This is a genomic window from Microcoleus sp. SVA1B4, assembly GCF_036700545.1.
GTDB lineage: Bacteria > Cyanobacteriota > Cyanobacteriia > Cyanobacteriales > Microcoleaceae > Microcoleus.
The window spans coordinates 81,892-108,098 of sequence record NZ_JAUBPB010000017.1 but is presented as its reverse complement, the minus strand read 5'-3'; the positions used below and the strand labels follow the sequence as shown (position 1 = coordinate 108,098).

Genomic DNA, 26,207 nt, shown 5'->3' with positions numbered 1-26,207 from the left:
CAACAAACTACATTGAAATTTAGTCGGATTTAACTGTAGCATATTTTGGGTTCCAGTTAAGATGCGTTTACCCTGGGTTTCAATCCCTGGTAGGGGTTTAGGTTGATTGCAATGATTTCTTATTTGATGAGGCTGCGTTTAGCGAGGTTTCAATCCCTGGTAGGGGTTTAGGTTGATTGCAATCCAGTCGCTAACACCCTGCTGACTTGCTAGCTCAGTTTCAATCCCTGGTAGGGGTTTAGGTTGATTGCAATTTGTGTTCATCCTGAAAATATTAGTGTGTGTACATTATAAACGTTTCAATCCCTGGTAGGGGTTTAGGTTGATTGCAATCTAAATCTGGCTGGTATTGGAATAAATTAAATGAGAATGTTTCAATCCCTGGTAGGGGTTTAGGTTGATTGCAATCCACAGCGAGGGAGTTTTGCCCGATCGCACTTACCGTTTCAATCCCTGGTAGGGGTTTAGGTTGATTGCAATTCAAGCTGTATCTCAAGTTTTTCGAGTTTAGTATTGTACTTGGTTTCAATCCCTGGTAGGGGTTTAGGTTGATTGCAATCTAGGGAAGTGAATAAACAAAAGGTAATGAATATGTTTCAATCCCTGGTAGGGGTTTAGGTTGATTGCAATTTTAGGCTGATGCACTCCCACGTTGATTACTTCCTCGTTTCAATCCCTGGTAGGGGTTTAGGTTGATTGCAATTGTACGTGCCTACCTTAAAGAGGCACAACACGCGTTTCAATCCCTGGTAGGGGTTTAGGTTGATTGCAATGGGAACTGTCACCATCTGCCACCACCTGTCCCACGATCTGTTTCAATCCCTGGTAGGGGTTTAGGTTGATTGCAATTTTGGCGAACTTGCAGCCCTCGGTTATGGAGTGATCGTTTCAATCCCTGGTAGGGGTTTAGGTTGATTGCAATTTTGCTTGGAAGCGCCAGGGCCGATACTTTTTACGTTTCAATCCCTGGTAGGGGTTTAGGTTGATTGCAATTATCGTGTCGATCGGCTTGTACAATGAGGAGTACGTTTCAATCCCTGGTAGGGGTTTAGGTTGATTGCAATTTGTGATTGCGTACCTAGGCAGTGAGTTGGTGGCGTTTCAATCCCTGGTAGGGGTTTAGGTTGATTGCAATCGGTCTAATGATGTATCTAAGCCACACACCGGGTGTTTCAATCCCTGGTAGGGGTTTAGGTTGATTGCAATCGCAGCGGGGAATATTTCCGATTCTCCTACCGCGTTTCAATCCCTGGTAGGGGTTTAGGTTGATTGCAATTTTACGCTCAAATGAAAATGTTTTTATTTTGCAGTTTCAATCCCTGGTAGGGGTTTAGGTTGATTGCAATCCTGTTATTAATGGATTTGCTAACAGGCTCAGAAGTGTATAAAGTTTCAATCCCTGGTAGGGGTTTAGGTTGATTGCAATTTTAGAATCTAGAGGCACAGACTATCCTCAATACGTTTCAATCCCTGGTAGGGGTTTAGGTTGATTGCAATAAAATCAAAGACGCTAATCCTGCCATTAAAGGAGTTTCAATCCCTGGTAGGGGTTTAGGTTGATTGCAATCCTAATCGACGCTTGTATGACAAGCCAGTAATTCTTGTTTCAATCCCTGGTAGGGGTTTAGGTTGATTGCAATAACGAGCATTCTCAATAGAAACTTGAGATTTAAGTTTCAATCCCTGGTAGGGGTTTAGGTTGATTGCAATCAGGGAAGTTAGGAGTTAGTGGTGGCAGCGAGCAAGTAGTTTCAATCCCTGGTAGGGGTTTAGGTTGATTGCAATTTCCGAAGACGTGCCACTGGTTATTAAGAATTTCGACGTTTCAATCCCTGGTAGGGGTTTAGGTTGATTGCAATTTGAAGGTGATTTCAGATTCAATATTGATTTGATTGCTAGTTTCAATCCCTGGTAGGGGTTTAGGTTGATTGCAATTTAAGGATACTAAGCCGAAAAAATAATACAGGGGTTTCAATCCCTGGTAGGGGTTTAGGTTGATTGCAATCAGGCTATCCGCCAACTTTTGATCCCAATCACGGTGGTTGGTTTCAATCCCTGGTAGGGGTTTAGGTTGATTGCAATTTAGGCGTCACTTCGACATGAATTTTAGCGGTGGTTGTTTCAATCCCTGGTAGGGGTTTAGGTTGATTGCAATTCGCATGAACAACACAAATATGTTACTCACTTGCGGTTTCAATCCCTGGTAGGGGTTTAGGTTGATTGCAATGTGGCTTTTATGCGTGTAAAACGAATGCGAGGGTTTCAATCCCTGGTAGGGGTTTAGGTTGATTGCAATGTGCATATTTTCTACTTAGTAGCGGGGATACATGGTTTCAATCCCTGGTAGGGGTTTAGGTTGATTGCAATGTTTAGCAATTCCAAGATACTTGTATATTTCTTCGTTTCAATCCCTGGTAGGGGTTTAGGTTGATTGCAATCTAAATCTTGGCGGGCGCGGTTGATAATGGGTGATTGGTTTCAATCCCTGGTAGGGGTTTAGGTTGATTGCAATAGAATCCTGAAACCCGCCCCAGATATCGCGAATGGTTTCAATCCCTGGTAGGGGTTTAGGTTGATTGCAATTCCGAGTACGTTTCTTTTCTCGATCGTTGAAGGGTTAGTTTCAATCCCTGGTAGGGGTTTAGGTTGATTGCAATACAACAGAGACAGCAGGAAGCAGAACACATTCTGGTTTCAATCCCTGGTAGGGGTTTAGGTTGATTGCAATTTAATCAATCTAGCCATAAAATGAATTAAAGTTAGTTTCAATCCCTGGTAGGGGTTTAGGTTGATTGCAATTCAACGACAAAAGTATTGGATTTCTGTTTCTCTGTTTCAATCCCTGGTAGGGGTTTAGGTTGATTGCAATCGCTGCGATCGGGCGTAACTTCCACAGTGCGATCGTTTCAATCCCTGGTAGGGGTTTAGGTTGATTGCAATGCTCGACTGTTTCGCCTTCGACTGTATGAAGTGAAATGTTTCAATCCCTGGTAGGGGTTTAGGTTGATTGCAATATCATTAAATGCAGTTGCTTTGCCTATCAGGCAGCTAGTTTCAATCCCTGGTAGGGGTTTAGGTTGATTGCAATAACTATTACAATTACAACTGCCGCAAAAATTACGTTTCAATCCCTGGTAGGGGTTTAGGTTGATTGCAATTCGAAGGTAGTTGCGCGATTCCTCCCCCATCGGCTGCTTTGTTTCAATCCCTGGTAGGGGTTTAGGTTGATTGCAATTCAGTAGAAAAGTTAGGGTTGGGTTCCGCTGCTTTCCGTTTCAATCCCTGGTAGGGGTTTAGGTTGATTGCAATTACACACTATGTCTACACTATTTTAATATAATTAAGTTTCAATCCCTGGTAGGGGTTTAGGTTGATTGCAATACTCTAAAAAATCAAGCTGTAGCACTCGATATGCTAGTTTCAATCCCTGGTAGGGGTTTAGGTTGATTGCAATTGTTGCACTACGCTTTGATATTGGTGCAATTTGGTTTCAATCCCTGGTAGGGGTTTAGGTTGATTGCAATGTTTTCAGACTGTCTGTGGTGTTGTAATATTTTTTGTTTCAATCCCTGGTAGGGGTTTAGGTTGATTGCAATGTGAGTTAGAATCAGATATTTTTGATGGTGAAAAGGTTTCAATCCCTGGTAGGGGTTTAGGTTGATTGCAATGAAATAGTACCTATTTTAAGTGTTCCAGCAATTTCTCTTTCTTTGAGTTTCAATCCCTGGTAGGGGTTTAGGTTGATTGCAATACACCCCCGCCCGGTTCATCCGATCGCCCGATCGGTTTCAATCCCTGGTAGGGGTTTAGGTTGATTGCAATCCGATGGAGTGCAGCCGATCGCCCGCGGGGAGGTTCCTGTTTCAATCCCTGGTAGGGGTTTAGGTTGATTGCAATCGGAGTTCATCCGATCGCCCGCGGGGAGGTTCCTGTTTCAATCCCTGGTAGGGGTTTAGGTTGATTGCAATGCAATAATTCACGTACTCCGATGATTTCACGCGTTTCAATCCCTGGTAGGGGTTTAGGTTGATTGCAATAGCAGGTTTCTGGAAGCCTTACTCTATTTAATTTTCAAGGTTCGTTTGCGATGACCTAAACTAAAAGTATCATTTCAGCCTCTGGGTTGTCAAGGGGCTACCGCCCAAAATCTCTGAAATCGTTTCCCAGTAACCCTTTCAGCGTTTGCGACGATCGATTTTGACTCCAGACAGGCTCAACCCCTTATCCCTCATAGAATCCAGCCACTTTTTTTCAGGCCCGCTTTTTTACACCTACCCATCGTCGCAAAATACAAAAGAGGAGCCCCGCGACTCCTCTCTCCAAACCCTCCAAACCAGTCTCTCAAACAAAAAATACCGTATTGTCCCTCGGAGGATCTCCACCAATCCGTTCCACCTTACCCTGACAGCAAGCGCACAGAGAATAGAAGCGGATATTATCTCGATCGCACTTAAGGAGCTTACTCAAGCGCGATCGCAACTTAGCATACTGAGTCGGAGTCAGTTCGCACTCAAAAATACTGTACTGTACCCACTGCCCGTAAGACTTGAGAATGCTGTGTATCTTAGTCCGCCGCTTATCATCGGAAACATCGTAACTCACAACAAAATACATAATAAACCTCCGCGATCGCTCTTATCTGATTACCAAAGGCGGATATTTGTCAATTTCCCCCATCAAATACTTCGCCAACAGCCTCCCCTGAATTTCAAAAGCTTCTTGGTAAGTATGCTGAACACCCATCACCGGATGCTTAAATTTAGATTGCTTCTTTTCTTCGTACAGGCGCAGAAAAATTTTCAACCCATCCTTAGTCAAAGAAACAGCCCCGCTCAAAGGTTCAGTTATAAAATCATCAGGACTCAACTGCCCCTTATTTACAGCCGAAAATACCAATGTATCCACAACCAAAGGTCGAAACTCTTCCATCAGATCCAAAGCCAAAGAAGGGCGGCCGTAGCGTTCCAAATGCAAGTATCCTAAATAAGGGTCAAACCCTACAATATTTACAGCACTTTGAACGTCATGTCGCAGCAACGAATAGCCTAAACTTAACAAAGCATTAACCGGATCGGTTGGAGGACGGCGGCGGCGGGCTTCAAATTGGAACTTTGAGGATTTAATTAACTGGTTGAAACAGCCAAAATAAGCCGCACTGCCAGCCCCTTCCAAACCTCTGAGAGAAGCGATCGAGTTAGTTTTGTCAAGAGGCGCGATCGCTCCATCCAGCCGCTTAACATGAGATTGCAAATCCAGTTGAGAATCTTCCCGTCCTCGTCGCAATAAAATAGTGCGGTAATTTTTTAGCTTCCCGCGTACAAACCCCCTAACTAAATGTATAGCCATCTCGGATTCCCCTGCTGCTTTCCACTGAGCAGATCGCACAAAAATGTTCTTAGTAACTTCAGGCTCCAGCCTGCCTAAATATCGCCCCGTTCCCGTGAGAAAAGTCAAAGGAATGTGACGGCTGAGCAGTTCAAAAACCACAGCAGGCGAGACGGTAGCACGTCCAAAAACAACCACACCATCAACTTTAATTAACGGCACATCCAAAAGATTTTTTTTCTCCGCTTTGACAGTGAGGCGTTCGTCAGTTTTGCCAATAAACGCATCATCTTGAGTAATATAAACAGTCCCCATTTTGAACTCTCCTGTGAATAAATTAACTAACTTCCTGATACCGGCTTACCTTCTCAGTAGCTTGCGGCAAACATTGCGAATAAAGGCTGCATCCTTTGCACCGGGGTTTGTAAACAGGCTGGGGGATAATCCCTTGGGTAAAAAGAGCCGTTATAGCAGAAATAGTTGCGATCGCCTCCTGTCTCAAACCCTCTGAAATCTCGACTAATTGCCGCTGATGCGACTGCGCGTAATACACATATCCAGTGGCAATATTTTTCCCCGTCATCTCCTCTAAACAAAGCGCTTGGGCGCAAACTTGCAACTCATCATTATCCCATTCCCCCTTCCGTCCCCGCTTGTATTCCACCGGATAAATCTCACCCTCCGCCGACTCAATCAAATCCGATTTACCAATCAGTTTGTAGCGCTCCGATTTCAGCCAAATCGCCCGCACCTGCCAAGTTTCATCGCGGTTAATCTCGCCCATCGTGTGAACGCGATCGTGCAAACTTGTCCCTTCTATGGTATACTGATTATCCGTGAATTCTCCCGCGCAAGACATTCGCCAGCAGCGGTGAGGACAGTAAGAATACTGGTTGAGGGATGCGATCGAAATGTAATCAGAATCGTTCATTTTTTTGATGGTTTGTAGGAAATTAGTAATTGGAATTAATTAGTGATGCCCCATTCCGCCAGGGGTTGAAACCCCTGTCTCATAGCTAAAGTCGGTTGAAACCGACTGAAGAAGTAATTTAATCATTGACGGGAGCGTCTAAGCCCCAAGATGAACTTACCGGTTGAAACCGACTGAGAAAGTAATTTAATCATTGATGATATTTTGAGCTTCTCGGTAACGGTAAGCGCCAAGGTTGAAACCAACTGAAGAAGTAATTTAATCATTCCTACTTCCAGTCCTCTTAAGAGGACTTGAGCTTTGAGGCAGGGGTTTCAACCCTTGCCGGACTATGGGTTTTACGTTCAGTTATCAAGAACTCTTATTAACAACTATTCGCCTAGTCATTCCCATCCCCATCGGAGTTTTCCTCCCCACCCCGCAGTAAACAGCAAAATCAGCCAAAGCATTAATTTGCTTAATCGCTAAAGGCTCGACATCTCCCAAAATCCGATAACTAACCTCCCCAACCATGCCGACAAAATCGCTTTGATAGTTAGTCAATCTTTCACTTTTGATGTTGACAAATGTCGAAAAAAGTGCATCGAATGACTGATCGGGAATTGCGATCGGGCTGTACTTATTCCACCGACTGAGGAGACTATTAAAAACGCAGTCTCTAGTAGGAATCACCGAATCAAATTTTCCCTGTCGAAAGGTAGTAGGAGTTGCAAAACTGAAGGCAATTAAGCGATTAGTTTCGGAAGCGCGATCGTACAATTGAGAGTAATCGCAAGCATTAGCCCAAGGCTGATCTACTTGGGGCGTTCCGAGAATCTTAGTAATCATCAAATCGGCGGGTCCGAGATGCCACGGCTTCGAGGGATTGAGATTCAGCCAAAGATTAGTTAATTTGCCGAATAGAGTGTCATCAAGCAGAGTAATCCGCCACCAACAGAGGGTGTGTTCGGGAATCGATTCTGTGTGTTCCCATTGCAGGAAATGGTGTTTTTTGAAAGGGCTTTTTTTAGTTTGCAAAGGGCTGAGAGTGAAGGATTTTTGGGCGGTGGCATCGTGGAGGCGATCGCCGAGTTTTTTGTCAACGGAGCTCACGAGGGTGAGGAAGAGGGCGTGCAGGTGTCTTCCGGTGAGGTATCCGGGGGGAATTGGGGCTAGGGGAAGGATGTTGAGGACTAGGCTGTGCGGCATATTGGGTTAATGGTTAAAAGAGGTTTGAATTAGCCAAGAGGTTTTCCCTGGTTTCTCGTTTTCTCATTTCTCGTTTCTCGTTCCCAGGTTCTACCTGGGAACGCATTTCTAGAGGCTTTGCCTCTTATTAATCGGCTCGAAAGCGGTATTCCATACACGCCGGAATTTTGAGTTGGTCAAAGTCGTAATATCGCCCTAGCATTTTGACATTTTGGATGAGGCTAACCGGAGGCATATTAACCACATCGTAGCTAATCACTTGATGGGAAAACATCACGTCTAAAGGGTTGAGAAGATAGGGAAAGATGAAGTCTGTTTCTGAGGGCGATCGCTTCACTTCCTTCTCTTCTAAAATTTCGACTGCTGCTTTGCTCATCCACTTTCCCAACCGTATCCAATTTGCCAGTTTCAGAGACTTCTCTGAGATTATGAAAAACTCAAATTTACTTTCCGGCCCAATTTCTTTAGTTCTTCCAAAACTAGGGATGTTTTTCTGGGTTTTCTCCATTTCAACGTGATAGTTGTTGTTGGCGTATTTCCAAGTGTTGAGAGTGGAGGAGTGGGAGATCGATCGCGCCGGAGTAACATAAATCCCCTGTTGGTTGAGCGCCGTTAAATGCTGCTCGTATTTAGGAACTTGTTCGGGACAGAAATAGCGATAGGAATCTTCTTCTGCAACGGTGGTGGAATAGATTTCGCTATCCACCAAACCGAGGGCGTAACAAAGCGCGTAATTGTGAATTACTGGCTCTGTTTCGTAAAGTCTCCCTATCTCGCGAGTTGCAAAATAAAGGCTATCGTGCAACTCGATTTGACAGCGGTAAATAAAAGCCACGATTTTTACTCCGTAGGTGCAACTGCTTTCTTACCTTTCTTGCCTTTTTCAGAACTCTTTAAGATATGTTTCTGAGCATAAGCTGTTGATTCGGTATTAGCTTGACTCAGCATTGATTGCAGTTGAGTTTCATCGCTGGCAATCGATTTTACTTCGGTCAAAAGGCTATTAAAAGATTCCCCTAGAAAATCGCGGTGCGATATGCACTCTCCATCCATCAGTTCAGAAATTGCTTGATTTGCATGAGTCAAAACATCATTTTCATTGAGAGGATCTGGGGGATTAATTTTGCCAGCAGCACTCATCAAATCGTAGATTTTTTGCGTCCACCGCAGATTGCTAACAATCTCACCATCAGCAAAAATCACTCCGATCAATTCATTGCGAACTCGACCCGTGCGAGTAGTTTGCGCTCCGTAGTGCCGCGTTCGGAGAATGTTGTTGAAAACGTAGATAAAACCTGTTTCTGTCGGGTCTTTCAACGTTACAATGCTGGGAAAAAAGACTTGAGGCAAAATGTGGTCTTGACTGTTAATGCGGCTGGTAACTTCTCCCTGACGGCTCATTGTTCCACTTTCAAACGGTGCATTGAGGGTGAAATTGAGGTGAGAATCATCGAAGGGAGTGATGGAATAAGCCGTGTCTACAACTACTTTGGATTTCTCAGAACCCGAATCGCCGATCGCAAAACCGTACAAAATACAATCAGGAGTAGTTTTACTAAAATCAACGTTGTAATCGCACTTTTCCCAATCGCCAATTTTGTAGTTTCGCAGCAATTCTCGTCCGGTTAAACGTTCGGCTGTAGACTGTTTCCGCTTAAACATTGCTAAACGGCTGATGTGCGTTTTGTCTTCAATCCCAGCACTTACTCTGGCTTTATTCAATTCGCCGTCAGTCTGAAACAGTGGATAAGATTCGGTGACGCGGATGGTGATAAAATGAGCGTATTTTCCCATCGGTTTTGCGGGAATTTCATCGTGAAAAAATTTAGAATCGAGAGTTTTCAGAAATTTCATCGTTGTTTCTCCAGTACAAGTTGATTGAAAAAAAGCGGATAATTTAGGCTAATTCTGTTTCGGTTTCGGGAACTTCATCAGGTTCTTCCTGCTTGCGCTCCCGGCGTTCTTTGTCGTCTTCCAAGCGATAAAGGTAATCGCAAGTATCCCGAATCAAGTTGAGTTGAGTGCCTGCTAAACGAGCGCGATCGCCCTTCAAACTTCCATTAAAAATCACCTCCACAAAATACTTAGCAAAATCATAAATTGCTTGCCGTTCTTCCTCAGAATTCAAAGCAGGTTTCCACTTCCCATCCACAAAAGCAAGTGTTGGTTTTCCTTCTGCGGCCCGCCGCCGCACGTTATTCATCAGCTTTGACAAACGCCCGGCCACAATATCTGTTAAAGATTCGGTATTGTTGGCTAAAGCTTTGTCAAATTTCAGAATAACGTCAGCAGCTTCGTCAATAGGTTTCAGCACAGCATTAGCTTTCGCATATTGACTTTTTGCACGATAAAATCGGCGGTACAGTTCGGTCAATTCTCGCATTTGATTCACGGTTTTTCCCTCTGGTTCAAAGTAGTAGTAAAAATTTAGGTACAGCCGGATTTTGGCAATGGGTACGGACTCAATTTTGTCTTGTTTCCGCAGCCATTTATTCAGGTAGTGAAAGACATAAAGAGGACTGGTTTCTAAATCTCGCGCTAAATCTGACAATTTCCCCCAGTCGGGATTGCCATCTTTTTTGCGGTTAACTTCTAAGTGAATGCAGTAAGCGGCACTTAAAGCATTTAGCGGTGAAATTTTAGGCGGATTTGATGGGGGAGGCAAAATGCCGTCTAAGCGATATTCATTTTGCTTAATTAAAGAACGAATTGCTTGATGTTCGCCATCAATCACAACGGTTTTTTCAAAATCTGTACCGCTAATGAATGGCGGTACTGGCGACTCGGATGCCACTGTTTTGACATCGAGAATTAGCGGTAAAGCAAAGGCTAACCAAGTCGGCATTACCCAAGATTCCGTATCTGTGGCATCTTTTCCTGGTGGCAATGCTAGGAAGAAAAAGGTCAGCGGTTGATTGTCGGGATAGCTGATCTTGAAAGTGCGATCGTCTTCTGATTGCAAATTCTCCTGAATCAATAATGAATCAACTTGTTGATAATTGTCAAGGGTAAAATTAGCAATTTGTTTCTCAGTAATCAAATGCTTGCGGATATCAGCATCAAATCGCGTTCTGGCAATCCAACTATAAGCTTTCTGAAGAAACTTGTTGGTTTCGGGAGTAAAGAAGTAAGCTGGGTAAAGATAGAGATACCGATATTTGCGCCCTTCAAAATCTCCTCCCGTGGCATTGGTTTGATTCATCAAAATTTGCCTCAACATAATCTCGATCGACCAAATTGAGCAAATCTGACGCTTGGCAGCTTGCGCGTTAAACAAAATTTGGCGGTTGCTGTAAACTTGGGGAGTAAATAAAGTCGCCGCCTCCATTTGTTCCGTCACAGTGTAAGCCGAACTCGACATCGCACAAACATTTTCGCGTCCTCTCCCTGTGATTTTTGCCGCACTGTACCGCGCCAATTCTAGTAAAAACGGATCGGTTTCAGGTTTGACAACTGCCCCCGTTGGCAAGGAAACAATGCGGCTGACATAAGTCCGCAAATCGTTCCACCCGTCGGGAATTTCAAACTTTTCGGCAATGGGTTTGATGAAACTGGTTGCACATTCAACCATATTGCTTAAAACGTCGCGCAATTCAGCTTCATTCAATCCTTTCTTTCGCTGCAAATACCGTGCAGCTAAGTAATACCAATCCAGAGGAACGCCACCTATTTTTTTTAGAGATTGGATGGCTTTTAAAGCCGGGATTTCGTCAGCCAAACCCAAATGTTCTGCCAGTTTTTGAGTTAAATCTAATTCCGGCACATTTTGCCGTTTAGCTTTGGGCAGTTCTTTCTGAGAATTACTCAAGCGTTCTTGCCATTTATTCCAAATTCCCCGACACAGGATATCCCCAAATTCTGCTAGCCTATCAATCCGATAATCTTCGGGAAATTCTAGATTCAATTCACCGGGCAAATCCCCATCTTTTTGGAAACTTAGCAAGCTGTCGCTGCGCTTTTTGGCAGAGGATGCTTTGGTGCTGGGAATGAGTTTGCAAGCTGCTTCGATGGTGACTCCCATGAGTTCGATTATATCAAAAAACAGCCAGTAGAATTCACCAAATTTAAATCCTTTTCCGTCTCGGCTAAATCCTGTTGTTTTGAGCTTCAATCTCTCGGCACAAAGGTTCTTGATTTTGGCGATAACTTGGTTAGGAATTTCAGCAGTTTCGATAGCCGGTGCATTGGTTTTAGCTAGATAAACAGCACCATCTGGCAAATACAGCAGCGGCGTATAGAACTCGCTGGGATGAGCGTCCATCAGAGCATTGTTAATGATATTTGTCAATACTCCGCGATTGTCAGAGAGGGAGTGATAGCTAAATTTAAGTTGTCCGTTGCTGAGGGAAGTCAAAACTTCAGATAAACCGTTAGCTTCGGCATCGCTGGGATGTTTCACTACTGAGGCAAATAAGTCGGAAAGTCTGACTAAGTTGGCTATAGTTCCTCTAATTCTACCATCGAGTTTAGGCTGCAATCCGCGAATTTCCAGACCGCGATCGCTATCATATTTGACTCCGGCATTGTTGCTCATCCACACAAGATCATCGATGTGAGATCGCCAATTTTCGCCTAATAAACTATCTAATCCGAGTTGTTGAATTTTGAGAGCCACATAATCGCGTCCGAAATTGGGGGCTTCGTCTTTATGGGGTGGTTTGTCTCGCCAGTCTCGGTTGGCAAATTTTCCCTCTAAATCGTTAGTTTTCAGCCATTCACAATAATCGGGAAATTTGTCGAAGTCGTGCAGGATGTACGATGCTATGAACAAAGCTATTTCTGTTTCACCGCAGTTGCGTTTAACAGGATTGGTTTCAGGTGTATTTGTCTTGAGTTGTTTGAGAATTCGGTAAGTTGGGAATAAGCCGTTAAGCAGGTGAGAAGTAAATGATTGATCGTGTTTGCTGCGCTCGACGTTGTTGCCTTTGGCGCGCATATCTTCTGTAAATTGACCGCCTTTGGCTGTGGCTCCAACTAGCTGCTGAATCAGTTTTGGTAGGACATTTTCGGCGAAAGATGTTAAAAGGCGATCGCCCTGATTTCCTGCCGTTTCTCGAATTGCTTCTTTAAATAAGCGAACTGTCAAAAGTTCGTATTTTGCAGGCGTTTCACTGTCATCATCATCGGAAGAATGCAGCCATTGGTAAAGTTTATCTACATTCATGATTCTGTTTCCTCTGGTTGAGTGGGTTGATATTCCTGAATCGTACCCTGTCGAATAATCCACAATTTCCCAAAAACTTCGGCTTGCTCTAATCCGAGGATTAACGTTTCTATTGCTTCTCTCCACTCTGTAAAATTGGCACGAGATGTTAGCCGAATTACAACAATCCCCGCATACTCAGATGGATTAAACCGCATCCGATTGCCAAATCCGCGATCGGCAGTAACTAAACATCTTTCCTCTTGACGGCAAACATTAATAAGTTCCACATCGGGTGCTGAAGTCAAACCTTGGTTTGGTACTGTTTCTACGTCATGCCCTGCCAAACGTAAAAAGGTAATAACGCGAACATCGACATTTTCATCTAGCTTTAACTTCACGTAGTTGCTTCCTCCTTTTTTCCTAATGGAATGTCGGTATAATAATCTCGCGTTACTTCGGCACCGTAAGCAATACAAGCGAATACATCGTCTCTTTCTATGCTGGGATATGCTTCTAGAATTTCCTCAACAGTCATTCCTCCAGCTAGGTAGTCAAGGATTAGGGAAACCCAAATCCGATGGCCGCGAATGCAGGGTTTTCCAAAACAGATATTTGGATCGATCGAGATTCGGGACAGTAAATTATCTCTAGTCATTTGTCTTCCTCCAGGTTTCGCGCAATTCATTTAAACAAATCCACTCGTCATTCTTCTTAACCTCGATGTACTCCCAGCCATTAGCTGAACCGCGATTTATTTTTGTTGCCAAGGGACTCGGTTTATCAAAATCTTGTCCGTCGTAAACAATGGTTCCTTTCATGGAGATTTCCAGACTGTTGATATAGTCACGACCTAACTTTTTTGCCACCTCCCGCTTCAGTTTGACTCGCACAGGCATTCCTCGCTTGGTGATACCCGCGTCAAGTAGCTGAGTCAGCTTGACATGGGAGTTGTCCGCTTTTTCTTCAGGAGTCTGACTGGCAAGTGCCAAATCGAGAGTTAACTGAGTCGGTGGTGTCTCCGGTTTACTGGGCTGTTGGGGAAGGGCTGTTCGATCGGGCTGTGACGGATTGATATTCAGGCGTTTGGGGAGCCAGTCGAGAAACGAAGTCCTTAGCATTTCTGGCATCTGAGAGATGTCGCTGTCGTTGAGATGAATATCCATAAGAAGTCTGTTGAGGTTGTTCCCATCGTGCCATCCTCTCCCCGGCAATGTCAAGTAGTTACTGTAGCCTTAATGATGAAGAGTTACTGTAGACTAATGGTTGGTCGCCAGGAACAACATCGCGTATTATTGAGTAAGGAGCAAAGGGCGCAGTTCAGTGCTGCATTAGTAGAAATACCTAAATACCTATCAGGGATTGAAACACTGTCGCCTTCTGATGTCGGGCAAAACCCTTTCTCCTCAACCTTTTCAGCATATCCAGCCTTCATCCTGCTGCGGTTTCCAGTGCCAAATCAGCGTCTCCAGCAACAGCGCCGATCGCCCAAACGCGATGGTGTAATTTGCTTTACCATCAAATCGATCGCTCAAAGCATAGGCTTGGAAATGCACGGGCAATCCACACTTGGCGCGTAAAGTAGCGCGATCGCGATCGGAGACAAAGCACACCAACCCCCGATTAGATAATTTGCGGCTAATCTCGTTAGTTCCCCCTGTCACTTCCAAATCTTTGAGAATTTGCACCTTGCCGGATTTAGCAATCTCGCTGAGGTCATCTCGCGAGCAATAAAACTGCCAATCTTCTCGCAAGTCCCGATACCCAGTCAATTTCAAATAACACAAAGCTTTCTCAAAACGGCTGGCTGCTAACCCGGCTTTTTTAGCTCGCTCCATAAAGTCCGCGCTTGTCATCAACTCAAAATGAAAGTTACTCAGCAAACTGGGAAGATTGTAAGTTTTAAACCGTTCTTTCTCAGGTTCGTCTGGATTAGTAATGTCATAAATCCCGCAATCTAACTGGCTGATTCCCCGAAAACTTCGAGCCTCCTCAATAATTTTCTTTTTCTCCTTTTCCATACAGCGCCGAAACTGCGCGTACATCTTCTCAATCGTAATTCCTAAAGCTTGCTCAATATCTGCTGCAAAATTATCCGCTGCTTCGGGATACTTGGTTTTCATCTGATAATTTGTTTTTAACTCTAAATGCACGCAAGCTGACTGAATTCCGCCCCACCGTTTGGGATATTTCTCAAACTCATTGACATCGCCGTAATGCTGGCGGATGGCTTCGGACAAACTAATGCGATCGCGCGTTTCGCCATCTTGCAGGGGGTGATTTTCAGCCTCAAACAGCCTCTCGACAATAAAGTTGGGCAGCAAAGCATAAGCTTGATAAATGTCAAAGCCAGGATGTCTCCCCAACCTGCCAAAACGCTGAATAAAATTCCCCGCATCCGCCGCTTCAAATACTAAAAAGTTAATCCGAAAGTCTACTCCCACATCAATTGTCGATGTTCCCAGAAGTAAATCAGCATCTTCAACAGATTTAGATTTCTCTGTCTCGCCAGTCAATCCGGTATTTTCTCGGACTTTCAATCCCAGCGGTTCAAAAATCGCCTTGAATTTGGGGACTAAGGTTTTTACAGTGGCGATCGAGTTCAGGATAATTGCGCCTTTACTCCCAGGATTATCTTGAAAAAATTTCAAAATCGTTGTTTCGGAATTTTCGACAATCCAGTTATAACTAGAGCGCAGGTTTGGTTCTAACTTTTGCGGGAAAGTCAAGTTAATCGGATAACTAATCTGTCGCCAGTTGTCGCCGGCTGCAAACCGATAACCGTCTTGCTTGACTGGATCGATGATGCGATGCTTTAATCCAGCTTTGGATAAAAAATCCTCCAGCAAATCGTTCGGTGTAGCAGAGAGGAATAAAAACTTTTTGCCTGGAACCGTGTGTTTAATTAACAGGATGGCATTGATGACGCTGGCAATTTGGGGAGATGAGAAAATGTGGAATTCGTCAAAAATAAAGAGTTCGTAGCTGTCGTCAATTTTGGCAAATAGGCGATCGGCATTGTCTCCTTTACCTTCTTTGTTTCGCCGCAAGTACCGGAAGTCGTGGATGTAGTGGAAGATGTCGGGATTTGTCAGTAAAATTTCTGAGTTGTCAGCGCGATCGCACAATCCTGCTAATTTTGAAGAAAGTTTATTTGTGGTAATAAAATCTTCCAGAATTGCTGCATTCAAACGATAAATTTGCGGGTCTTTTTCCGGTTTAAACAGTGCCTTGTAGCTTTTTACCTGTTTTTCTTGATCTCGCGCCAGTTCGTTTGTCGGGTACATTGCTAAAGTGCTCGTGCAATTTGTCATCGCTGCGAGGTAAGCTGCTAAACTTTTACCGTCCCCTGTCATTGCTGTATTGAAGACAACATCAATGGTTGGGTCTTTCAATGCTTCGTAGGTTTCGACTTGATGCCGCGAGAGTCCGTCCCAGCCCCCAGGTAAGGTAATGCCTGATGGAAGCGTTTGGGCGGGACATGAGTACACGGGTTTAAGAGTTATAGAATAATTTGCCATTTTTAATCTATTCCCGATCTATTATTGTCTCGAAGAGAATCTAGATAAGTAGTGACTTGCCGTTGATAAATCGGGTATTTCTGCAATACAATATCGATGGCTTGATGCACTTTGAGGGGATCGATTGCGTCATACAGATGTACCAGACGGTTACGCAAAACACCGGATTGAGATAGGATTTTAGCTAACTCCGCTGTTATGATCCCACAGTTGCTAACTTCTATAAAAACATCAAAGTTGCTATTCGGTTGCTGGACTTCTAATCGCTTGAGCAAATATCGATTGACATCAATTGCAACTTGAATTATCAGTTGCAACAATCGTTCTATAATTAACTGCTTTCCCCGATCGCTGAGATATTCTTCTAAAGTAATCGACTCAAAAGAACTTAAACTCTCTAGATAGTCTGTCATAAAATCCAGCTTAGCGAGGACTATCGCAGGCTCAATCTCCTTCATAATCCCCTCCTTTGCAATGCAATCTCGATTTTTTGTCGCAGATTATGACGCAGCATTTGTAGTTCTGCATCAGTCATCAAGCATTGTTGTTTAAAAGCTTCAAATTGACCTGATTCTGATTCGTAGAGTAAAATTCCATCTCGCGCCACAAAATGAGCAATTAGCGACGAACAGCGATGTAATTCCACAACATCAATTTCATCACTATTGATTCCAAAAACTTGACCCAAAATTCCTGGAACTTCAAACCAAGAAAATCCCCGGTCTTGGCAATATTCTTCCCTAAGCTTTTCATCGTAAAGTGCGGCAAAATCCCAGTCACTTTTGGCATGAGTATCGCCTCTGGCACGAGAACCAAAGAGAATTAGCATTTTGAGGTAAGGAATTTGTTCGGGAAGTTGTGAAGCAATTTCCTGAAGTTCAGTCAGCGTTGGGGAAATTTGGAGCATGATTAACTTTTGTAGAGTAAACAAATTCGAGGACTAGGACAGCAAATTTTCTGTTGTCAGAATAGTTTGTCTCTAGCACTTGATCTTTACAGGGAGATGGGAAGAAAATTTTCCCCAACCCCTGACAAAATAGCCTTACACCCTATTATTGACGTTCAGCAACAATCGGTTTCGTGCTACTGCCGGCTCTGGTGGCGTTTCTCAAGCTGATAGCCTTTGTTCTCTCAGCGGTTTGTACTTGCACTAAAATTATATTTGCATTGAAAACCAAATCTGTCAAGTATGTAGTTACACTTTTGTTGAATGCCCCGCAAAAAAGAGACAATTACACTTTCAATTCCGACCGGAACCAAAGAGCAGCTAGAGGCGATCGCCCTTCGCCTCGGTATCAAATGGGGCAAAAGTCCCAGTGTGTCTGGGTTACTGGTCGCGATCGCCCAACAAAAAATCGAAGTGGGCGAACCCTTTACCCTAAATTCAGTGCAGGTACAATCATTGAACAAAGCCGTCAAATTCCTCAACGACTCTGGCGAAGTCGAAGCCGCCCAGATCGTCATGGCATTACTTTTGGACAAAGCCAATCTGGAAACCCCTTTCCGGCAAAAGTTGCTCGAACAAGTCAACCAAACTGCCGAAGCGTGGCGGCTTCGACTCAATCAACTGATTGACGATCGCCAACCGTTCAGGCTGTTTTACCAGTCAGGCAAAGACAAAGTGAGCGAATTTACTGCCCGCAGTGCCAAAATTCGCCTCTACGACAAGCGCCTGTACCTAGAAATCTGGTGCGACGATGCTGACTCCAGAGAAATCCCGGAATTAGCTCACAATCGGTGTTTGCGCTTAGACAAGATTGTTAACTTGTTACCTGCAAGTGAAAAATGGCGCGAAACCATAGACTACTTAGAAGTACACTTACACTTTTGGAGGGGATTGGCTGGGAACTATGAATTCAAAGCGGATGAAGATGTGGCAAATGAAATGGTGGGAGACGTGCGCCATGTAGTGAAGCGGGTATCCAGCCGATTCTGGCTGTTCCGAGAGGTGTTTCGGTACGGCAAAGACTGCGTGATTGTCTCGCCCCAGAATGTGCGCGATCGCTTCCAACAAGAACTGATCGACCTCTGCCGCCAGTACAACCTCGAAATCCGCGATTAGATCAAAAAAAAGCAGCCTGTAAAGGCTGCTTTGACAAAAAAACCGTTGTTGAGTTAGAGGAGAAAACTTTAAATCGAATTCAAATTACCGCTGTTTCAACTCCTGCCTGAGTTTCCACTATTTTTATCTACCGCTGACTCACCTTGCCTTCAGAACAAAACTTCAAATCCCGATTAGAATGCTGCTGAAAGTTCGTTGACTACTTGGACTCGGCCTCTGAGCACCGCCCGCAGCAAGCGGTTGACACAGCCTCTGTCTTCGTCATTCAGAGAGTCGTCGAAGGTGGCGGCCATCAAACCGTAGCGATCCGCCAGAGTCAAAACGCCTGTATCGGTTACAGAAGCGAGGATTTCAGAGATAGCGCCGGGGAGGAGTTGTACGGGGTGCATGGCAGTGCGGTTGAATTCGATATATTTATCATCTTCTGGTTTCCTCAAAAGATCGGTGATATTAATGAGGCCGCGAAGGTGATTGTCAGGGGTGAAAGCAAGTGATCCGAGTAGAGTAAAGTTGTGACTTGGGTCACAATGCGATCGCCCGACAGCTTAAAACCCACCTCTGGCAGATGCGCCCATACCAGCGGAATTTATACATTGGGTATGATTTCTAAATGAGTTCCACTCTTACCCCCGTACTAAAAATGCTTGATTTTCTCAATCCCATCTTGGGCCGCAAGCCCGATCGCATCAAAGCCAATGTAGAAATCTATACTTGGCAAACCTGTCCCTACTGCATCCGCGCCAAAACTTTGCTGTGGTGGAAAGGCGTAAATTTCACGGAATACAAAATTGATGGCGACGAAGCGGCTAGAAAGGCAATGGCCGATCGCGCTAACGGACGCCGCAGCGTGCCCCAAATTTTCATTAATAAGCAACACGTAGGCGGCTGCGATGACATTCACAAACTTGATGCAGATGGAGAGTTAGATTCGCTGCTAGCTCAACCAGCAGTTTAAACTGAGATATTGCAGCATTTCCCGGAACAGGCAAGATGCCTGTTCCACAAAGAGTGAATTGTCTGCTTGTGGGTTGGGCCGGAAAGCCCGCCCGCGAAAGGCTTATTGACAAAAGTCCTGACTACAAATCTTTGGCAAATCTACTTAGATTGTCTTGCCGCCATTTAGCATCCGATCGCCTGTCTGTTTGCAATTCTAAGACGCGAATCCCGCTATTTGGCAGCAAATTTAATTTTTCTTTGAACTGTTCCCAATCCTTAATTACCTCGTGTTCCACGCCATAAGTTGCACACAACTGAGCAAAATTTATCTGCTGCGGCGTGGCAAAAAACTCTTCAAAGGGCGGGTCAAATTTGGCAACGGGCAACATTTCAAAAATTCCGCCGCCGTTGTTATTAATTAATATGATTGTCAAATGACCGACAAATTTATTTTTAATTAAAAAACCGTTTGTATCGTGCAAAAGTGTTAAGTCGCCTGTTAGCAGGATGCTGCTTAGATTGCGGTGAGAAACTCCCAAAGCTGTTGATAATGTGCCGTCTATACCGTTCGCGCCGCGATTGAAAAACGGTTTTATTTCTAAGTGGTTTGGCTTCCAGAAAAACTCGACATCTCGGACGGGCATACTGTTGGCAATAAATATCGGTGTTGCTGGCGGCAAAATTTGGGAAAGCAGCCAGGAAACTTTGGGTTCTATTATGTTGTTAATTGCTGATATTTTGTGGTCTATTGTTTGTCTGACTTGGATTTCGGTGTTGCGCCAAAGTTGGAGGTATTCGTTTGATGGAGAGGTTTGAACCCCCCCTAACCCCCCCTTGCTAAGGGGGGGGACAAGAGTTGACTCGCTCTTGCTAAGGGGGGGGATTTGAGTTGATTCGCCCTTGTTTAGGGGGGGGATTTGAGGGGGGATATTAGTGGTAGCAGGGGCTCGCTCCCCCCCTAACCCCAGGGCTGTTTCATTCTCTGTAGGGGCCGTGCCCCCGTGCCGGCCCTCTTGGTCTGAGGGGCCGATCGAATCCTCTAGATCGGGGGTAGGCACGGGGGCACTACCCCTACAAAATTCATGTTTTTCGGGAGAATGAAACAGCCCGGCCCCTAACCCCCCCTTGTTTAGGGGGGGGATTTGAGGGGGGATATTAGTGGTAGCAGTGGTTAGAACCCCCCCTAACCCCCCCTTGCTAAGGGGGGGGACTTGAGAGGACTCCTCCTTAAGCAGGGGGGGGACTTGAGTTAATATAGTTGCGAGATTAGTTGCGAGATTTTCTACGGAGGTTCGCAGGTGAATTGTTTTGCCGTGTAGGGGATCGAAGTTGTGGTGGCTGGGGTCGATTATGTAGCGTTTTGCTTTGGTTTTGTCTAGCCAGTTTCGCAGTTCTTTGCTTGTGGGTAAGTCTCCGATTTGAATGGCGATTTCTGGGGTTAATTTATCTGCTAGTTGGCGGTTTCGCAGGATTAAATCGTAGGTGGAAATTAGATGGGGGTTTAGTTGGGCGTAGTTTCTGACTGGGGATAGTCCTTCTGCTAAAACTGGCCAGTTTAAGGATTTGGAAATTTGGCCGATCGCACTACAGTATTTTTCTGCAAATTGAGGCTGTGCAACGCCTGCAATAATAATCCCTTTGCTGCACTTTTGCCATTGTTGCATGGTACTTTCTTCTCCCCTCCTTAACAAGGGGGGGCTGGGGGGGGTAGAGCTTTCTCCGGCAAAAATTGGTTCTAATCCTGCAAAGAAATGTTCGGGATTGAATTGTGTTTCTAAAGCTTCTACAGCTATGTCTGGAACGGGTACAAGCGGGTCACGGAAGGGGATGTTGAGGTGGACGGGGCCGGGTGTTGGAAATTGCGATCGCTCCCAAGCATACATTACCGTCTGCCGCAGATAGTCTAGCATTCCTCTGGACGCAGAAGGTATCGCTAATTCGGCTTGCCAGTTCGGATAATTGCCGTATATTTTCATTTGGTCGATCGCTTGTCCGGCGTGACAGTCCCGCAGTTCTGGAGGTCGATCGGCGGTGAATATTAGCAGTGGAATTCGACTTTCTCTCGCTTCTATTATTGCAGGATAAAAGTTGGCTGCAGCGGTTCCCGATGTGCAAATTAGTGCGGTTGGAAAACCGGATTTTTTGGCAATTCCTAATGCAAAAAAGCTGGCTGAACGTTCGTCGAGTATGGGAATAGTTTCTATTTTTTTGTTTTGAGCAAAGGCTATTGTTAATGGTGCCGATCGCGAACCGGGACAAATCACGGCTGTAGTTAATCCCAGTCGTTGCAATGTCTCTGCTAATATTGAAGACCAGAGAGTGTTGGTATTGCGAAAATCAATCATTTTTATAATAAATTGCTAAACTAAAGCATTTAAAAGTGGTTGTAATTTGAGCTGAATTTCTGCTAGTTCTTTCTCTGGTTCGGAACCGGCAACAATACCAGCACCAGCATAAAGTATAGCCCGATCGCCATCGATTAATGCCGATCGAATGCCGACGGCAAATTCGCCGTTGCCGGTGCGATCGATCCAGCCGAGGGGTGCTGCGTACAAAGAGCGATCGCAGCTTTCGCAGCCGCGAATTTGCTGTAGGGCAATGTCTCTCGGTACGCCCGCCACCGCTGGCGTTGGATGCAGTTGAGCTAAAATCTTTAATAAATGAATATCACGGGGAATTCTAGCCCTTATGGGTGTCCACAAATGCTGAATGTTTGACAGTTGCAGCAGCCTGGGAACCGGGGAAAAGTCGGGATTGATACCGAGACTCGACAGGCGATCGACTATAAAATCAATTACAACTCGATGTTCTCGAATATCCTTTTCGCTGTTGAGTAAACCTTTGCCTAAATTCGCATCTTCCACTTCATTTTTCCCCCTCGGTGCAGAACCAGCTAAAGCATCTGTTACTAATTCATTTTTGTGAATGCTAATTAAGCGTTCTGGACTGGCACCTATAAAATTTTGACCTTGGCCGTTACTGGTGGAAAATACGTAGCAACCGGGATAAGTAAGGCGCAAGTTATTTAACGAATCTATTAAACTGAAAGGGGTTTGGGAAATGACATTTATTGCTTGGGATAAAACAATTTTACTGAAATATTGAGAGTGGATCAAGTCTAAAGCCGACTTGACAGATGTTTTAAATTGAGTGGCATCGTTCACAGGAATTTGTTTTAAAAATATCGAGCCGTTTCTAATCGAAGTTATTTTTTTGTAAGAATGAGACGCAATTTTATCAAAATTTTGCCAAATATTATCCGTAATAATATTAATATTTAAATCTCGGTGAATGATGGCATTTGCGACAATTGTGCAGCTATCTTTCAGGCGAGTAATCTGCCATTTTGGTAAAAATACGGTGCCAGGGGGAAAGTAAGAATTGGTGGCGACATTCTCATCGAAGAAAGCAAAGCTACAAAAAAAGTGCGGCCCGCTGAAGGGCAAGCGTTCTGTACCGATGGTAATTGTTCGGGCAAGACAAGATTGAATAAAATTTTGAGCTAGGGCAAATCGATCGCTTCCGGCTACTGTTAGATGGATTGCCGAATCTAGGGCGGCGATCGCAAAACTGTTGCCGGAAATCGGGTCTCTTTTTTCAAAGTAAAAGTGCCGCTGGCAAGGTTCGGAAATCTCTTGAAGTAAAACTAGCGGATCGACGGGGGCAATCTCCTGAGAAATACTAACTATCTTGGTTTGATCTTTTTCGGTTAAAGACTGCTGGCAATCTAACAGAAACTGATGCAGTTGATTGCGGTCTTGTAAAAGATTAGCGCGGTGCGGTATTACTGTCATGAAAGCGAGAATAGCAGATTTGTCAGAAAGAGTGCGGTTTTGTCCCGCTAGAACCCCTATTTCGATCTAAGCACGGGAGGGCGATCGCACAACATGACCTTTCGAGTTTCCCGGAAAGTTTGGGCTCAGCGGCGGGGCGAAAACAGACTATCGCGCGATCGATCGAAACATTTAGACATAAAACTTTAAGATTGAGCGACTCAATCTCGACTCTCATACGATCGCCCCCACAGAGGTTTGCAGACGGGCATTACCGGGCGCGCGATCGCCCGCAAAGCCTGTCAACGGATACCCCCCGCGCACTAAACCCGATGCAGAGTAGAGTTTCTTCACCAATAAAATTGTAAAATTACTACGCTGCTATCAATTGCATCAAGTTTGTGTAATGACAACAAAGTTAATTGAACGTCCAAATAGTAAATTGTGGCTGGCGGCAATCAAGCCGCCCATGTACAGCGTTGCGGTAATTCCTATTTCAGTAGGAACAGCAGTTGCTTTTGCCGAAACTCAAACGATTAATTCGTCAATTTTTTCGACATTTTTAATGTCAGCCATTTTGATTATAGCATGGCTGAATCTCAGCAATGATGTATTTGACTCAGAAACAGGCATCGATAAAAATAAAGCGCATTCCCTAGTTAATTTAACCGGAAATAAAGCTTTAATTTTCGGGCTGGCAAATCTATTTTTAGCAGTGGGAGTGTCGGGAATCTGTGCCATAAGCTGGTGGCAAAAAGACCCAACAGTAATTTTGCTAGTAGTTTTGTGCTGTGCTCTCGGCTACACTTACCAAGGGCCTCCATTTCGTCTTGGCTATCAAGGTTTGGGGGAAATAATTTGCTTTTTTACCTTTGGGCCACTAGCCTTCGCCGCTGCTTATTATAGTCAGACTCAAACTTGGTCTGCAACTAATTTTGCGGCTTCGGTAATCGTGGGAATTACTACGAGTATCATCTTATTTTGTTCCCACTTTCATCAAATTGCGGATGATTTGGCGGCGGGTAAAAAATCGCCAATTGTGCGACTCGGTACAAAGAAAGGTGCCCAGTTGTTGCAGTGGTTGTGCGGCAGCGTTTATGCTTTGACTGTGCTATTTGTGGCTTTGGGAATGTTCCCAATTTGGACGCTGTTGATTTTTGGAAGTTTGCCATTTGCGATCGACCTTTGCCGCCATGTCACAGACTATCACGACCAACCTGCAAAGGTGAGCAACTCTAAGTTTATCGCAGTTACGCTGCATTTTTCGAGCGGATTGCTGCTGGCGTTGGGCTTTGGTTTGTAGATCGGGCGATCGAGAATTCGGGTAAACTGGAGGTATGGTTTGCTAAGTTGAAGGAGTTGGTGGAGTTGGGTAACTTCTCAAAATCTTGTTTAATTTAGCAATCCGTACCTCACATTGAATCGTATATTTGTATATGGACAAATTTAATAATTATAACTTTTACTATTCCTTAACGCGCAACAATAATCAGCAGACCATTCTATTTTTGCATGGATTTACTGGAAATTTTCAAGATTTTAGCCGCGTCATTTCCTTACTATCTAAAAATTATTGCTGCCTAGCAGTTGACCTTCCCGGTCACGGAGAAACTAGAGTCAGCGACGACGAAAGTTGCTACAATATATCAAATACAGCCCAAGCATTGATACACTTATTAGATGATTTACAAATAGGCAAATGTTTGTTGTTGGGCTATTCAATGGGCGGGCGATTGGCACTTTACATGACATTACATTTTCCAGAAAGATTCGAGAAAGTAGTGTTAGAGTCAGCTTCTCCAGGATTAAAGACAGAAAAAGAGCGATCGCACCGCCTGGAAGCCGATTCACAGATAGCACAAAAGCTGGAAAATAGCAACATTAAAGATTTTTTATTCAACTGGTACGAGATCCCTTTATTCAAATCTTTAAAAAACTCTCCTAACTTCGACAAACTCATAGAAACCCGCTTAGCAAACAATCCCTTAGAATTAGCCAAATCCCTCCGCAATATGGGAACCGGCAACCAGCCCTCTCTCTGGGAAAAACTCGCACAAAATCAAATTCCCATCCTCTTGCTAGCGGGAGAATATGATGATAAATTTATAACTATAAATACCGAAATGGCCAGCTTGTGTCCGGCGGCTACTCTGGAAATTGTACCCAAAGCTGGTCACAATATCCATTTTGAAAATATTGATACGTTTGTCGCACTTGTGAGACAATTTTATGATTAACTAAAAAACTAATGCTTTATCAATTCGAGTTTCGCACTTATCAGCGAAAATTTAAGCGCCCCTTGCAAACAAGTCACGGCATCTGGGATATTCGCGAAGGAATTATCCTGCGACTTGTGGACGAAAATAATCGAATTGGTTGGGGAGAAATTGCCCCTTTGAGTTGGTTTGGTTCCGAAACTTTTGACCAAGCTTTAGATTTTTGTAACTCGTTGCCCGGTAATATTTCATCAGAGATGATTTTTGCTATTTCCGGTGAATTGCCGGCTTGTCAATTTGGCTTTGAGTCAGCACTATCAAACGAACAAAATTCACCCCCCCCAGCCCCCCCTTGCCAAGGGGGGGAGAAAAGCGAAAATTTAACTTACCTTTCCCAAAAGGGGGAGAAAATGCAAAATCGGTTCAGCGGTTTATTGCCAGCAGGTGAAACAGCTTTGCAGGCTTTACCAATGCTTTGGTTAGAGGGATATCGGACGTTTAAATGGAAAATTGGTGTGGCTGCAATTGAGGAAGAATTAAAGATTTTTCAGCAGCTAATCCAAGTAATGCACAATTTGTGCGATCGCGAAAAAGCATTTTTGCGGTTAGATGCCAACGGGGGACTTAGTTACTCGCCGGCTAAAACATGGCTGGAAGCTTGCGACAAGGTAAAAGCAACTCCCGACTTTTCTGCGGACATTGAATTTTTGGAACAGCCGCTGCCAGTAACACAGTTTCAGGAAATGGTAGAATTGAATGCTATTTATGCAACTGCGATCGCCCTTGATGAATCTGCCGCCAACCTCGATCGCATCCAAGAGTGCTACAGCCAAGGCTGGCGGGGAATTTTCGTCATTAAACCTGCGATATGCGGTTCTCCATCCCAACTGCGAAAATTTTGTCAAACTCACAATATAGACGCTGTTTTCTCATCAGTATTTGAAACCGAAATCGGCAGACAAGCAGCATTAAATTTAGCAACCGAATTGTCTTTAAATAAGAGAGCACTCGGCTTCGGCACCGATTGCTGGTTCGATGACAATCATTCGATTTTAGATTTTAGATTTTAGATTTTAGATTACTCCCAAAACTAAATCAAGCGGGTTAGGTAA

At 44.3% G+C, this 26,207-nt stretch carries 21 protein-coding genes and 1 CRISPR repeat array; of the genes, 5 read left to right on the top strand and 16 right to left on the bottom strand.

Annotation, left to right across the window (positions count from 1 at the left end; all coding sequences use genetic code 11):
• Positions 1-76 precede the first annotated feature (76 nt).
• Positions 77-4,037: a CRISPR direct-repeat array (repeat unit 37 nt; unit sequence GTTTCAATCCCTGGTAGGGGTTTAGGTTGATTGCAAT).
• Positions 4,038-4,341: 304 nt separating this feature from the next.
• From cas2 to mntA, 13 genes are all read right to left on the bottom strand, one after another.
• Complete coding sequence (cas2, locus tag QT987_RS11040) at positions 4,342-4,614, bottom strand: CRISPR-associated endonuclease Cas2 (RefSeq protein ID WP_333121065.1); 273 nt, start codon at positions 4,612-4,614, stop codon at positions 4,342-4,344.
• Positions 4,615-4,635: 21 nt separating this feature from the next.
• Positions 4,636-5,640, bottom strand: a complete 1,005-nt coding sequence (cas1d, locus tag QT987_RS11035; RefSeq protein ID WP_333239742.1) for a type I-D CRISPR-associated endonuclease Cas1d — start codon at positions 5,638-5,640, stop codon at positions 4,636-4,638.
• Positions 5,641-5,662: 22 nt separating this feature from the next.
• On the bottom strand, positions 5,663-6,256 hold the full coding sequence (gene cas4, locus QT987_RS11030) for a CRISPR-associated protein Cas4 (RefSeq protein WP_333239740.1): 594 nt from the start codon (positions 6,254-6,256) through the stop codon (positions 5,663-5,665).
• A 351-nt stretch (positions 6,257-6,607) separates the two neighbouring features.
• On the bottom strand, positions 6,608-7,444 hold the full coding sequence (cas6, locus tag QT987_RS11025) for a CRISPR-associated endoribonuclease Cas6 (RefSeq protein WP_333239738.1): 837 nt from the start codon (positions 7,442-7,444) through the stop codon (positions 6,608-6,610).
• A gap of 127 nt (positions 7,445-7,571) precedes the next feature.
• Positions 7,572-8,279, bottom strand: a complete 708-nt coding sequence (gene cas5d, locus QT987_RS11020) for a type I-D CRISPR-associated protein Cas5/Csc1 (protein WP_333239735.1) — start codon at positions 8,277-8,279, stop codon at positions 7,572-7,574.
• A gap of 5 nt (positions 8,280-8,284) precedes the next feature.
• Positions 8,285-9,298, bottom strand: a complete 1,014-nt coding sequence (gene cas7d, locus QT987_RS11015) for a type I-D CRISPR-associated protein Cas7/Csc2 (protein WP_333239733.1) — start codon at positions 9,296-9,298, stop codon at positions 8,285-8,287.
• Positions 9,299-9,341: 43 nt separating this feature from the next.
• On the bottom strand, positions 9,342-12,608 hold the full coding sequence (gene cas10d, locus QT987_RS11010) for a type I-D CRISPR-associated protein Cas10d/Csc3 (RefSeq protein ID WP_333239731.1): 3,267 nt from the start codon (positions 12,606-12,608) through the stop codon (positions 9,342-9,344).
• Positions 12,605-12,988: a DUF5615 family PIN-like protein gene (locus tag QT987_RS11005; protein ID WP_333239729.1), complete on the bottom strand. Its 384-nt coding sequence runs from the start codon at positions 12,986-12,988 to the stop codon at positions 12,605-12,607. Before QT987_RS11005 ends, cas10d begins: the two co-directional genes overlap by 4 nt.
• The gene (locus QT987_RS11000; RefSeq protein WP_333104001.1) at positions 12,985-13,245 is read right to left on the bottom strand and encodes a DUF433 domain-containing protein; all 261 of its coding nucleotides are present in this window, start codon (positions 13,243-13,245) and stop codon (positions 12,985-12,987) included. The genes QT987_RS11005 and QT987_RS11000 overlap by 4 nt, the downstream gene beginning before the upstream one ends.
• On the bottom strand, positions 13,238-13,753 hold the full coding sequence (locus tag QT987_RS10995; protein WP_333239727.1) for a hypothetical protein: 516 nt from the start codon (positions 13,751-13,753) through the stop codon (positions 13,238-13,240). The genes QT987_RS11000 and QT987_RS10995 overlap by 8 nt, the downstream gene beginning before the upstream one ends.
• A 249-nt stretch (positions 13,754-14,002) precedes the next feature.
• On the bottom strand, positions 14,003-16,108 hold the full coding sequence (cas3, locus tag QT987_RS10990; RefSeq protein ID WP_333239725.1) for a type I-D CRISPR-associated helicase Cas3': 2,106 nt from the start codon (positions 16,106-16,108) through the stop codon (positions 14,003-14,005).
• 2 nt (positions 16,109-16,110) lie between these two features.
• Positions 16,111-16,566, bottom strand: coding sequence for a type VII toxin-antitoxin system HepT family RNase toxin (hepT, locus tag QT987_RS10985; RefSeq protein ID WP_333239723.1), 456 nt, complete (start codon positions 16,564-16,566; stop codon positions 16,111-16,113).
• Positions 16,563-17,015 carry a type VII toxin-antitoxin system MntA family adenylyltransferase antitoxin gene (mntA, locus tag QT987_RS10980; RefSeq protein ID WP_333239721.1) on the bottom strand — a complete coding sequence of 151 codons (453 nt, stop codon included), beginning with the start codon at positions 17,013-17,015 and terminating at the stop codon, positions 16,563-16,565. The genes hepT and mntA overlap by 4 nt, the downstream gene beginning before the upstream one ends.
• Positions 17,016-17,318: 303 nt before the next feature.
• On the opposite strand from mntA, the gene QT987_RS10975 reads away from it, so the two are divergent.
• Entirely contained in the window at positions 17,319-18,170 is an 852-nt protein-coding gene (locus QT987_RS10975; protein WP_333239719.1) for a WYL domain-containing protein, read from the top strand.
• Positions 18,171-18,343: 173 nt separating this feature from the next.
• Here QT987_RS10975 and QT987_RS10970 read toward each other — a convergent pair whose 3' ends face one another.
• Positions 18,344-18,559 (bottom strand): hypothetical protein, encoded by a 216-nt coding sequence (locus QT987_RS10970; protein WP_172188518.1) that lies wholly within the window; start codon positions 18,557-18,559, stop codon positions 18,344-18,346.
• A 251-nt stretch (positions 18,560-18,810) separates the two neighbouring features.
• Between QT987_RS10970 and grxC the strand changes: the two genes are divergently transcribed.
• Complete coding sequence (grxC, locus tag QT987_RS10965; protein ID WP_333239750.1) at positions 18,811-19,125, top strand: glutaredoxin 3; 315 nt, start codon at positions 18,811-18,813, stop codon at positions 19,123-19,125.
• Positions 19,126-19,246: 121 nt separating this feature from the next.
• On the opposite strand, the gene menD is transcribed toward grxC, so the two are convergent.
• Positions 19,247-21,451 (bottom strand): 2-succinyl-5-enolpyruvyl-6-hydroxy-3-cyclohexene-1-carboxylic-acid synthase, encoded by a 2,205-nt coding sequence (menD, locus tag QT987_RS10960; RefSeq protein WP_333239717.1) that lies wholly within the window; start codon positions 21,449-21,451, stop codon positions 19,247-19,249.
• Positions 21,452-21,466: 15 nt separating this feature from the next.
• A complete protein-coding gene (locus QT987_RS10955; protein WP_333239715.1) occupies positions 21,467-22,900 on the bottom strand; it encodes an isochorismate synthase in 1,434 nt (477 codons plus the stop codon).
• Between the two features lie 385 nt (positions 22,901-23,285).
• Here QT987_RS10955 and menA point away from each other — a divergent pair, with 385 nt between their 5' ends.
• From menA to QT987_RS10940, 3 genes are all read left to right on the top strand, one after another.
• Positions 23,286-24,182 (top strand): 2-carboxy-1,4-naphthoquinone phytyltransferase, encoded by an 897-nt coding sequence (gene menA, locus QT987_RS10950; protein WP_333239712.1) that lies wholly within the window; start codon positions 23,286-23,288, stop codon positions 24,180-24,182.
• A 133-nt stretch (positions 24,183-24,315) separates the two neighbouring features.
• The gene (gene menH, locus QT987_RS10945; RefSeq protein WP_333239710.1) at positions 24,316-25,116 is read left to right on the top strand and encodes a 2-succinyl-6-hydroxy-2,4-cyclohexadiene-1-carboxylate synthase; all 801 of its coding nucleotides are present in this window, start codon (positions 24,316-24,318) and stop codon (positions 25,114-25,116) included.
• A gap of 11 nt (positions 25,117-25,127) precedes the next feature.
• Entirely contained in the window at positions 25,128-26,165 is a 1,038-nt protein-coding gene (locus tag QT987_RS10940) for an o-succinylbenzoate synthase (RefSeq protein ID WP_333239708.1), read from the top strand.
• Positions 26,166-26,207 lie beyond the last annotated feature (42 nt).